Origin of the sequence: Caulobacter sp., assembly GCF_049283275.1 — a bacterium.
In the GTDB taxonomy this organism is placed as follows: Bacteria; Pseudomonadota; Alphaproteobacteria; order Caulobacterales; family Caulobacteraceae; genus Caulobacter.
The window spans coordinates 1-11,704 of sequence record NZ_JBAPVS010000147.1; the positions used below are offsets into that span (position 1 = coordinate 1).

Below are 11,704 nucleotides of genomic sequence, written 5' to 3' on the forward strand. Positions count from 1 at the left end.
CTCCTGGCCTCGGGCGCCTCGACCCTGCCCAAGGGCCGGGCCCTGATCGAGCCCTATCTGTACGACGCCAAGCCCTATGGGTTGATCGACGGCGAGGGCAAACGCCACGACACGCCGGACGCCGACACCTTCGGCTCGCTGACCTATCTGCTGTACGGCGTCACCGACACCTTCACCGCCGGCCTGATCCCGCGCTTCGGCTACGCCAAGTCCGGCGGCCAATCCAGCTCGGGCGTCCAGTTGGGCGACCTGACCCTGCAGGGCCAGTACCGCCTGACCCAGTGGAAGGAAGGCGGCCGCACCCCGACCATCTCGGTGCTGCTGCAGGAGACCTTGCCCACCGGTCGATATGACAAGCTGGACGCCCGCCCCAAGGACGGCTTCGGCAGCGGGGCCTACGCCACCACCCTGGGGGTCAATTCCCAGACCTATTTCTGGACGCCGAACGGCCGGATCCTGCGCACCCGCCTGAACCTGGCCTACACCCGCTCGGGCCATGCCGACGTCGAGGGCAAGAGCGTCTACGGCACCCCCGCCGGCTTCGCGGGCCGGGCCAGGCCGGGCGACTCGTTCAATGTCGACCTGGCCTTCGAGTACAGCATCACCCGCCAGTGGGTGGCGGCCATCGACCTGGCCTGGCAGCGCGACGCGGCGACCACGGTGTCGGGCGTCGACGGCGCGGGCGCGGCCTATGCGCGCCGCTCGCCGGTCAGCCAGGCCCTGATCCTGGCTCCGGCCGTGGAGTACAATTTCAGCCCGGTCCTGGGCGTGATCGCCGGCGCCCGCATCATCCCGGCCGGCCGCAACACCACCGCCTCGGTGACCCCGGTGATCGCGGTCAACTACGTGCTGTAGGGGAGGAACCCTGCTTGCCGTCCGCGTCAGTTCGGTCTAGAACGGTTTCAAACAAACGTTTGACGCCACAAGAACGGGACCGGGAAACGCCATGGACTTCGAAATCTCCGCCACCCAGCGCAGCTTCCTCGACCGCGTCACGGCGTTCATGGAAGAGCATATCGTCCCGGCCGTCCCGGTCTATGAGGCCGAGATGAACGTGCTCGGGGCCGAGCGCTGGAAGGTCGTCCAGGTCGTCGAGGAACTGAAGGTCAAGGCCAAGGCCGCCGGCCTGTGGAACTTCTTCATGCCGCCCCACAGCGGCCAGACCCACGTCGACGACACGTTCCAGTTCGAAGGCGTGCAACTGACCAACCTCGAATACAGCCTGATCGCCGAACAGCTGGGCAAGATCGGCTTCGCGTCCGAGGTCTTCAACTGCTCGGCGCCCGACACCGGCAACATGGAAGTGCTGATGCGCTACGGCACGCTGGAGCAGAAGGAGCGCTGGCTGCGCCCGCTGATGAACGGCGAGATCCGCAGCGCCTTCCTGATGACCGAACCGGCGGTGGCCAGCTCGGACGCCACCAACATCGAGACCCGCATCGAGCGCGACGGCGACCACTACGTCATCAACGGCCGCAAGTGGTGGTCCTCGGGCGTGGGCGATCCGCGCTGCAAGGTCGCCATCGTCATGGGCAAGACCGACCCCGACAACGCCAGCCGCCACCAGCAACAGAGCCAGGTTCTGGTGCCGATGGACGCCCCCGGCATCGAGATCGTCCGCATGCTGCCGGTGTTCGGCTATGACGACGCCCCGCACGGCCACGCCGAGGTGATCCTCAAAAACGTGCGCGTGCCGGTCGAGGAAGCCCTGCTGCTGGGCGAGGGCCGCGGCTTCGAGATCGCCCAGGGGCGCCTGGGCCCCGGCCGCATCCACCACTGCATGCGCACCATCGGCACCGCCGAGGTGGCGCTGGAGAAGATGTGCAAGCGCCTGATGAGCCGCAAGGCGTTCGGCAAGTACATCTCCGACCAGTCGGTCTGGGAGGAGCGCATCGCCGACGCCCGCATCAATATCGAGATGTGCCGCCTGCTGTGCCTGAAGGCCGCCGACATGATGGACAAGGCCGGCAACAAGTCGGCCCGCCTGGAGATCGCGATGATCAAGGTCGCGGCCCCGCGCCTGGCCCTGAAGATCATCGACGACGCCATCCAGGCCCACGGCGGCGGCGGGGTCACCACCGACTTCGGCCTGGCCAAGGCCTATGCCGGCATCCGCACCCTGCGCCTGGCCGACGGCCCCGACGAGGTGCACCAACGCACCATCGCCCGCATGGAATACGGCAAGTACGGCGACCTGGCCTACCAGCAGAAGGCCGAGCGCGAACGGGCCCGCGAAGTGGCCGGGATCCGCTAGGGTCTCACTTCCGCTGAATGACGAAGGCCCCCCGGAGCGATCCGGGGGGCCTTTTTCTTTGGGCGTCCGCGGCGCGCTTAGCGCCCCACCAGCACCTCGGCGATCTGCACCGCGTTCAGCGCCGCGCCCTTGCGCAGGTTGTCGCCCGTCACGAACAGCGCCAGGCCGTGCGCGACGGTCGGGTCGGCCCGCACGCGGCCCACGAACACCGGGTCCTGACCCGTGGCGGCCAGCGGGTTGGGCGCCTCGACCAGCGCCACGCCCGGCGCCCGGCCCAGCAGGTCCAGCGCGTCGGCCACCGACAGCGGCCGCTCGAACTCGGCGTTGATCGACAGCGAGTGGCCCGTGAAGACCGGCACCCGCACGCAGGTGCCCGACACCGGCAGGCCCGGGATCTCCAGGATCTTGCGGGTCTCGTCGCGCAGCTTGGCCTCTTCCTCGGTGTAGCCGTCCTCGCCCAGCTTGTAGTTCAGGGGCACCACGTTGAAGGCGATCGGCGCGACCCACTTCCTCGGCGCGGGAAAGGCCGCCGCGCCGCCGTCGCGGGCCAGGGCGGCGCCGCCGTCCCGCACCGCCAGCACCTGCTCGCGAAGCTCTTCGATCCCCGCCAGGCCTCCGCCCGACACCGCCTGGTAGGTGCTGACCGTCAGGCGCTTGAGGCCGGCGGCCGCGTGCAGCGGCTTCAGGGCCGGCATGGCCGCCATGGTCGTGCAGTTGGGGTTGGCCACGATGCCCTTGGGGATCGAGGCCAGGGCATGCGGATTGACCTCGGCCACCACCAGCGGCACGTCCGGATCGTCGCGCCAGGCCGAGGAGTTGTCGATGACGATCGCCCCGGCCGCCGCGACCTTCGGCGCCAGCGCCCTGGAGGTGTCGCCGCCGGCCGAGAAGAACACGATGTCCAGACCGGCATAGTCGGCCGTGGCGGCGTCCTCGACCACGATCTCCCGATCACCGAAGCTCAGCATGGTCCCGGCCGACCGCGCCGAGGCGAACAAACGCAGCGAGGCCAGTGGAAAGTCCCGCTCGACCAGCAGGGTCCGCATCATCTCGCCGACCAGGCCGGTCGCGCCGACGATGCCGACGTGAGGCGTCCCGGACAGGGGATTGGAAGGGGAAAAGGCCGGGCTCATGTCATGCGTCTCCTAAGGATGCGGAGGCGCGGGGATCTCTGCCGGTCTGGAAGAACGGCCCCGCGCGTCGGCGGGGCTCTGTCCGGATGGTCGCGCTCTAGACCTCGCGCACACCCGCAGACGCCCCGCGCAAGCGGGTCGGTTTGCGAATAATGGCCTTGGTCATGACGACGGACATGGCCAAGCTCTCTAGGGGCGGACGCGGCGGATGTAAACCGTCCGCCGCGTCCGCAAACCGCTCAACCCACGATGACGAGGTCCGAAAACCGCGAGACGTCGCCCGGCCCGCAGCTATGATCGGCGCCATGGACCTTGATCCCGACGTTTGCTACCGCGCCATCCAGACGCGCGACGCCCGCTTCGACGGCCGGCTGTTCGTGGCCGTGAGGACGACGGGCATCTATTGCCGGCCGGTGTGCCCGGCCCGCACGCCGCTGCGCCAGAACGTCACCTTCCACGCCAGCGCCGCCTCGGCCCAGGAAGCCGGCTATCGCGCCTGCCTGCGCTGCCGGCCCGAGACCTCGCCTCAGCTTGGGGCTTGGAACGGGGCGTCCAACACCGTCTCGCGCGCCCTGACCCTGATCGAGGCCGGCGCGCTGGACTCTTCAAGCGAGGATGGGGGCGACGTGGAGACCCTGGCCGAGCGGGTGGGCGTCGGCGGGCGGCAGCTGCGGCGGTTGTTCCTGCAGCATCTGGGCGCGACCCCGGTGGGCGTGGCCCAGACCCGGCGGGTGCTGCTGGCCAAGCAGCTGATCCACGAGACCGACCTGCCGATGGGCGAGGTGGCCCTGGCCGCCGGCTTCGGCAGCGTGCGGCGGTTCAACGAGACCTTCCAGCAGCTGTACGATCGTCCACCCGCCGCCCTGCGCCGGCGCAAGGCCCTCCCCGCTCCGCCCGGCGAGGCCATCTCCCTGACCCTGCGCTATCGCCCGCCCTACGACTGGGACGGCATGTTGGCCTTCCTGGCCCTGCGCGCCATCCCGGGCGTCGAGTGGGTGGCGGACAACACCTATCGCCGGGTCATCGCCCTGGACGGGGCGGCCGGGACGATCGCCGTGACGCCGATCGGCGGCGACCGGCTGAGCGTGGCGGTGCGGTTCCCCAAGCCCTCGGCCCTGCCCCGCATCCTGGCCCGGGTGCGCGGGGTGTTCGACCTGTCGGCCGATCCGATCGGCATCGGCGAGGCGCTGTCGCGCGACCCGGACCTGGCCCGCATGGTGCTCTTGCGCCCCGGCCTGCGGGTGCCCGGCGCCTGGGACGGGTTCGAGCTGGCGGTGCGGGCGATCCTGGGTCAGCAGATCACCGTCGTGCAGGCCCGCAAGCTGGCCGGCGACCTGGTGGCCGCCCATGGCGAGCCGCTCCCCGAGCCCTGGGCCGAACCGGGCCTGACCCACGCCTTCCCGTCGGCCCAGCGCCTGGCCGCCGCCGACCTCTCGAGCCTGAAGATGCCGGGGGCCCGCATCCGCTGCCTGTCGGCCATGGCCGAAGCGATCGCCCGGGATCCGAACCTGCTGTCGCCGACCGAAGACCTCCCGACGATGGTCGCCCGCCTGCGCGCCCTGCCCGGCATCGGCGAATGGACGGCGCAGTACATCGCCATGCGCCAGCTGCGCGAGCCCGACGCCTTCCCCGCCGCCGACGTCGCCCTGATGCGCGCCCTGGCCGACGCCGACGGCGTTCGTCCGACGGCGGAACAACTTCTGGCGAGGGCCGAGGCCTGGCGGCCTTGGCGGGCCTATGCGGCGCTGCACCTGTGGGCCTCGCTGGCGGATGAGGGCGCGCCGCCCGTGCGAAAGGTCAAGCGTGCGGCTTGATCTCTCCCACCCTGTCATCCCGGGCGGAGCGAAGCGCAGACCCGGGACCGACCTGGAACGCGGCGCTCAGGCGTCGGTCCCGGATCTTCGCGCTGCGCGCTCGTCCGGGATGACAAGTTTGAAGCTTGATGTGCTGAAGACGCCCATCGGCGAGATCGACGTGGTCACCGACGCCGAAGGCCGCCTGCGGGTGCTGGAGTTCCACGATCAGCCCCAGCGCCTGGCCCGCGCCCTGCGCCTGCACCACCGCGACCAGACCGTGGAGACCGGCGAAGCGAGCCCCGCGGTGCGCGACGGCCTGGCCGCCTATTTCGCCGGCGAGCTGGCGGCCTTGAAAGCCGTTCCCTGGACGATCGGCGGCACGGCCTTCCAGCGCCAGGTCTGGACCGCGCTGGTAGAGATCCCGCTGGGCGAGGCGACGACCTATGCACGGCTGGCCGAGCGGATCGGCCGGCCCAGCGCCGTGCGCGCCGTCGGTCTGGCCAACGGCGCCAATCCGATCGCCGTCGTCGTGCCCTGCCATCGGGTGATCGGGACCGGCGGCGCCCTGACCGGCTATGGCGGCGGCGTCGAACGCAAGCGCTGGCTGTTGGCGCATGAGGGGGTCGCATAACACCGCACAACCCGTAAGATGACCGCGCCGCCGCGGAACCCTGGACCCCATGCAGCTTTCCCTCCCGACCACCACCTCCGTACGCTGGCTCAGCTGGCTGCGGCGGCGGATCCGGTCCAGCGAGCTGTGGCTGATCGCGGTGGCCACCCTGATCGGAGCCGGGGCCGGGGCCCTGGCGGTGCTGCAGGCCAAGCTGGCCCACGGCCTGCAGGTGCTGCTGTTCGCCATCGACATGGACGCGCGGCTGAGCGCCCAGAGCGTGATCGCCCCCTGGCGGCTGTGGGCCATCCCGATCGGCGGCCTGGTGCTGGGCGTGGCCAGCTGGGCCTGGCTGAAATACCGTCCCAGACCCGCCGTCGACCCGGTCGAGGCCAACGCCCTGCACGGCGGGCGGCTGTCGGTCCGCGACAGCACCTTCATCTGCGGCCAGACGATGCTGTCGAACGGGGTCGGGGCGTCGGTCGGGCTGGAGGCCGCCTACGCCCAGGCCGGCGCGGCCATCGCCTCGTTCGCCGGCCAGCGGCTGAACCTGCGCCGGGCCGACATGCGCACCCTGGTGGGGGCCGGCGCCGGCGCGGCCATCGCCGCCGCCTTCGGCGCGCCCCTGACCGGAGCCTTCTACGCCTTCGAGATCGTCATCGGCGCCTACACCGTCGCCAACCTGGCGCCCGTGGTGGCCGCCGCCCTGGCCGCGGTGCTGGTGGCCGGACGGATGGGCGGCCTGCCCTATCTGCTTAAGACCTCGACCCCCGCCGTTCAGTCCTGGTTCGACTACGGCCTCTACGCCCTGCTGGGCGTGGTCTGCGCCTTCGCGGGGATCGCCCTGATGCGGCTGGTGGCCTCGGCCGAGGGGCTGGTCGGCAAGACCAAGCTGCCCAAGGCCTTCCGGCCGATGGTCGGCGGACTGGGCCTGGCCGCCATGGCCCTGATCACCCCCCAGACCCTGTCGGCCGGCCACGGCGCGGTGCACCTCAACCTGACGGCCGACCTCAGCCTGAAGGTGCTGCTGATCCTGCTGGCCATGAAGGCCCTGGCCAGCGTGGTGTCGCTGAGCTTCGGCTTCCGGGGCGGCCTGTTCTTCGCCTCGCTGTTCCTGGGCGTGCTGGTGGGCCAGATCTTCGCGGCCCTGACGGTGCTCGTGCCCTGGCTGCCGTCGCTGGACCCGACGGTCGCGGCCCTGGTCGGCCTGGGAGCGTTCGGCGTGGCCGTGGTCGGCGGGCCCTTCACCATGTCGTTCCTGGTGCTGGAGGCGACCGGCGACTTCACCGTGGCGGCCGCCGCCCTGGTGGCCTCGCTGATCGCCAGCGCCATCGTGCGCGAGACCTTCGGCTACTCGTTCTCGACCTGGCGGCTGCACCTGCGCGGCGAGACCATCCGCAGCGCCCACGACGTCAGCTGGATGCAGCCCCTGACCGCCGGCCGGATGATGCGCAAGGACGCCAAGACCATCCCGGCCGAGGCCACCCTGGCCGAGTTTCGCCGCCGCTATCCGCTGGGCTCGACCAAGCGCGTGGTGGCGCTGGACGCCACGGGCCGCTACGCCGGCATCGTCCGCACCGCCCTGGCCTACGCCCACCCCGACGACGGCGAGATGGCCGTCGCCTCCCTGGCGCTCTACACCGACACCGCCCTGTCGCCCGACGAGTCGATCAAGGACGTCATGCGCGCCTTCGACCACACCCAGGCCGACGAACTGGCGGTGATCGACGCCAACCGCGAGGTGATCGGCATCCTGTCCGAGGCCTATGCGACACGGCGCTACGCCGAGGAACTGGACAAGGCGCGGCGGGAGCTGACCGGGGAAGCGGGATAGGTTTCAAACGTTCCGGCGGGCGAGGTCATTGGCGAGCGTGTGTTCCCGTCCGATAGCTTGCAACCTCACACCGTCTCACAAATTGAATTGACGTTTCAGAATATGGAATTAGCTTTCTCGGAAAGGTTCGCCCCTCGCCGGCGGACAGGGCTGTCCGTGACGACGGCTTGGGGAAGGAAGCATAACCATGACCACGTCCACGCCCGAACCAACACGACGCGATGTGATGATGCAGGCCGTCCTGACCGGCGCTCTGGCGGGTCCTGCCGCCGCGCTGGTCGCCGCCCCGGCCCAGGCTCAGGGCAAGACGGCCCTGCCCCCGACCCATGCGGTGTGGATCGACGGCAAGCCGCCGGGCCTGAACGCCGGCCAGACCTGGGGCGTGCCCTGGCCGCAGGGCGCGCATGGCCGCAAGCAGGCCTTCCGCGCCAAGTCGGCCGACGGCTCGGCCGTGGCCCTGCAGACCTGGCCGCTGGCCTACTGGCCCGACGGCTCGCTGAAGTGGACGGCCCACGCGGTCGGGGCGGGCGAGATCGGCGAACGCCTGACGATCGAACCGGGCAAGGCCGGGGCCGCCCCTTCTTCTTCAGGCGCGCCCGGCGTCCGCGTCACTGAGAGCTCGGCGGCCATCGAGGTCTCAACCGGCCCGGCGACCTGGCGCTTTCCCCGCGACGGCTCTGCCCTGATCGCCTCGGCGACCCGGGGCGGCCGCGAGGTGCTGCGCAATGTCCGCCTGATCCTGCAGACCCAGGACGCGCCCGAAATCGACCAGACGCCGGTGGGCCGCAAGACCTTCGAGAGCGTGCTCGACAAGGTCACCGTCGAGCAGACCGGCCCGGTCCGCGCGGTGATCCGCGTCGAGGGCCGCCACAAGACCGCCCAAGGGGGACCAAGCCGCGCCTGGGCCCCGTTCGTCGTGCGGTTCTATGCCTATGCCGGCGCGGACTCGCTGCGGATGATGCACACCTTCATCTTCGACGGCGACGCGGCCAAGGACTTCATCTGCGGCCTGGGCGTCACCGCCGACGTGCCGATGGCCGATGAGCTCTACGACCGCCACGTGCGCTTCACCGGCCAAGGCGAAGGGCTCTGGGCCGAAGCCGTCAAGCCGCTGACCGGCCTGCGCCGCGACGCGGGCAAGGCGTTCCGTGACGCCCAGATCGCCGGTCGCAAGACCCCGCCCGCCGACCAGATGCCCGCCCTGGTCCGCGGCGGTCTGCACCTGATCCCGAACTGGGGCGACTTCCTGCTGTCGCAGCCGACGGCCGACGGCTTCACCCTCCGCAAGCGCACCGCGCCCGGCCACGCCTGGATCCATGCCGACGGCGGCCAACGGGCCAGCGGCGTGGCCTATGTCGGCGGCGCGAGCGGCGGGGCGGCGATCGGCCTGGGCAACTTCTGGCGCGCCCCGCCGACCGCCCTGGAGATCCGCAACGCCGCGAGCGACGTCGCCCAGCTGACCGCCTGGCTGTGGTCGCCCGACGCCCCGGTGATGGACACCCGCTTCTATCACGACGGCCTGGGCATGGAGACGCACGCCCAGGAGATCGAAGGCCTCAACATCACCTACGAGGACTACGAAAAGAACTGGGGCACGCCCACCGGCGTGGCCCGCACCACCGAGCTGCGGCTCTGGGCGCTGGACGCCACCCCGGCCCGCGAAGCCTTCCCGCGGATGGCCCAGCTGAACGACAAGCCGCCCCGCCTGATGGCCACGCCCGAGCGGATCCACGCCGCCGGCGTGCTGGGCGCCTGGAGCCTGCCCGACCGCGGCACGCCGCTGAAGGCCCAGATCGAGGACCGCCAGGACCAACTGCTGAACTTCTATCTGAGCCAGATCGAGCAGCGCCGCTGGTACGGCTTCTGGGACTATGGCGACCTGATGCACAGCTACGACGTCGACCGCCATGTCTGGCGCTACGACATCGGCGGTTTCGCCTGGGACAATTCCGAACTGTCGACCGACCTGTGGCTATGGCTGAGCTTCCTGCGCGGCGGCCGGGCCGACGTGTTCCGGATGGCCGAGGCCATGACCCGCCACACCGGCGAGGTCGACGTCTATCACGTGGGCCCCTATCGCGGCCTGGGCACCCGGCACGGGGTGCAGCACTGGGGCGACAGCTCCAAGCAGCCCCGGGTCAGCAACGCCATCTATCGCCGCATCTACTATTACCTGACCGCCGACGAGCGGGTGGGCGATCTGATGCGCGACCTGCTCGACGGCGACGAGGCCCTGACCCGGGTCAATATCGGCCGCAAATTGCAAAATGACACGTGGCCCAAGGGCGAGGTCCGCGCCTCGTTCGGCACCGACTGGAGCTCGCTGTGCGGGGCCTGGTTCACCGAGTGGGAGCGCACCGGCGACCCGCGCTGGCGCGCCCGGATCGTCGACGGTATGCGGACCATCGCCGCCCTGCAGAAGCAGTGGTTCGCCGGCAGCGCCACCTACGACGTCAAGACCGGCACGTTCTCCGGCGCGGGCGACAGGCTGGCGGTCTCGCACCTGAACGCGGCGTTCGGCGCGCCCGAGATCCATGTCGAGATGCTGGCCCTGATCCGCGAGCCCGCCTACGACAAGGCCTGGCTGGACTATTGTCGCTGGTACAACGCCCCGCGCGAGGACCAGATCGCCAAGTTCGGCCAGCCGCTGGGCGCCAACGGCCTGCGCCAGGGCCACTCCAAGTTGACGGCCTATGCGGCCTGGCGGCTGGGCGACAAGGCGCTGGCCGAACGGACCTGGACGGAGTTCTTCGGCCGCGGCGTGGTCGAGGACCTGAACCTGTCGACCGCGACCCAGCCTTTCGACGGACCCGCCGTGCTCAACCCGATCGACGAGGCCGCTGGAGTCACCACCAACGGCACGGCGATGTGGGGCCTGGCGGCGATCATGAACCTGGCCTTGGTGTCGGAGGCGCTGGGGTCGGTGGCGGCCAAGTAAGCAAGGTCCGCCTGCGCGGACTAGGTCAAGTCGAGCGACCAGGTCTGACCGACCAGGTCGTGGCCGAACGCATGATGCGGCTTCTCGTCGATCATCACGAAGCCGGCCCGCTGATAGATCCGCCGCGCGGCGGTCAGGACGCTGTTGGTCCACAGCTCCAGGCGGCGATAGCCGACCGCCCGCGCCTGCTCCGTGCAGGCCTGGACGAGCATCGCGCCCACGCCGCGCCCCCGCGTGTCGGGCTCGACATAGAGCAGCCGAAGCTTGCCGACCTCGGGCGCGTCGCCGCGCACCAGGAAGATCGAACCCACCACCCGGCCGTCGATCTCGGCGACCCAAGCGGCCTCGCGCGCCGGATCGAACGCCTGGACGAAGTCGGCCAGGATGCGTGCGGCCAGGGCCTCGTACTCCTGGGTCCAGCCGTATTCCTGGGCGTAGAGAACCGCCTGCCGGTGGACGATCCAGCCCAGGTCGCCGGGCCGAAGATCCCGCAGCACCACCTCGGCGGCGGGCGACTCGTCGAACACCTCGCCGATGGACCGGGCGGCCGCGAGCAGGGCCTCGCGCTTGGGGAGCGGCAGATCCCGCAACAGACCGGCGATCGCGTCATGGGTGTTTCGATCCAGCGCGGCGAAGGCTTGGCGACCCGCGGCCGTCAGGCGGATCGACCGGCTGCGGCCCCCGCCTGGATGCTGAGCCGTCTGGACCAGGCCGCGCGCCTCGAAGCGCTTGAGGGTCCGGCTCAGCTGGGCCGGATCCAGGCCGAGGGCGCGGGTGATTTCGGCGGCGCTCGGATCGGTCCGGTGGGCGATCTCATAGAGAATCCGCGCCTCGGTCAGCGAAAACGGGCTGGCGTCCAGATGCGGGTTCAACAGGCCCAGCTTGCGCGTGTACAGCCGGTTGAAGGCGCGCAAGGCGGCGATCTGCGTCTCCGGGATCATGGCGGCTCCAACCTGCATGTTGACTGAGCCAAATAACCGATATCTTGACTGAGTCAACATGTGGGGCGAGATCATTGCTAGGCGCGCGGCCGAGGAGCGAAAACCTCGTCCCCCCCAAGTGTTTTTTGGCGACAAGCTCAGGATGAGGTTTTCGACTGCACGGCCCGCACCTTGGTCCTCATCCTGAGCTTGTCGAAG

8 protein-coding genes are annotated in these 11,704 nt (G+C 70.4%); 6 read left to right on the forward strand and 2 right to left on the reverse strand.

What is annotated here, in order from left to right; translation table 11 throughout:
* Nucleotides 1-855, forward strand: an 855-nt coding sequence (locus WAL33_RS07755) for a transporter (protein ID WP_422180119.1), incomplete at its 5' end; no start/stop codon positions are given.
* A gap of 91 nt (nucleotides 856-946) precedes the next feature.
* Nucleotides 947-2,254, forward strand: coding sequence for an acyl-CoA dehydrogenase family protein (locus WAL33_RS07760; RefSeq protein WP_422180121.1), 1,308 nt, complete (start codon nucleotides 947-949; stop codon nucleotides 2,252-2,254).
* A 77-nt stretch (nucleotides 2,255-2,331) separates the two neighbouring features.
* Here WAL33_RS07760 and WAL33_RS07765 read toward each other — a convergent pair whose 3' ends face one another.
* On the reverse strand, nucleotides 2,332-3,387 hold the full coding sequence (locus WAL33_RS07765) for an aspartate-semialdehyde dehydrogenase (protein ID WP_422180123.1): 1,056 nt from the start codon (nucleotides 3,385-3,387) through the stop codon (nucleotides 2,332-2,334).
* Nucleotides 3,388-3,692: 305 nt separating this feature from the next.
* On the opposite strand from WAL33_RS07765, the gene WAL33_RS07770 reads away from it, so the two are divergent.
* From WAL33_RS07770 to WAL33_RS07785, 4 genes are all read left to right on the forward strand, one after another.
* A complete protein-coding gene (locus WAL33_RS07770) occupies nucleotides 3,693-5,201 on the forward strand; it encodes an AlkA N-terminal domain-containing protein (RefSeq protein WP_422180125.1) in 1,509 nt (502 codons plus the stop codon).
* 109 nt (nucleotides 5,202-5,310) lie between these two features.
* Nucleotides 5,311-5,814, forward strand: a complete 504-nt coding sequence (locus tag WAL33_RS07775) for a methylated-DNA--[protein]-cysteine S-methyltransferase (RefSeq protein ID WP_422180127.1) — start codon at nucleotides 5,311-5,313, stop codon at nucleotides 5,812-5,814.
* 49 nt (nucleotides 5,815-5,863) lie between these two features.
* A complete protein-coding gene (locus WAL33_RS07780) occupies nucleotides 5,864-7,627 on the forward strand; it encodes a chloride channel protein (protein ID WP_422180129.1) in 1,764 nt (587 codons plus the stop codon).
* Nucleotides 7,628-7,814: 187 nt separating this feature from the next.
* On the forward strand, nucleotides 7,815-10,565 hold the full coding sequence (locus WAL33_RS07785; RefSeq protein WP_422180131.1) for a Tat pathway signal sequence domain protein: 2,751 nt from the start codon (nucleotides 7,815-7,817) through the stop codon (nucleotides 10,563-10,565).
* A 20-nt stretch (nucleotides 10,566-10,585) separates the two neighbouring features.
* On the opposite strand, the gene WAL33_RS07790 is transcribed toward WAL33_RS07785, so the two are convergent.
* Nucleotides 10,586-11,506 carry a bifunctional helix-turn-helix transcriptional regulator/GNAT family N-acetyltransferase gene (locus WAL33_RS07790; RefSeq protein WP_422180133.1) on the reverse strand — a complete coding sequence of 307 codons (921 nt, stop codon included), beginning with the start codon at nucleotides 11,504-11,506 and terminating at the stop codon, nucleotides 10,586-10,588.
* Nucleotides 11,507-11,704: the final 198 nt, after the last annotated feature.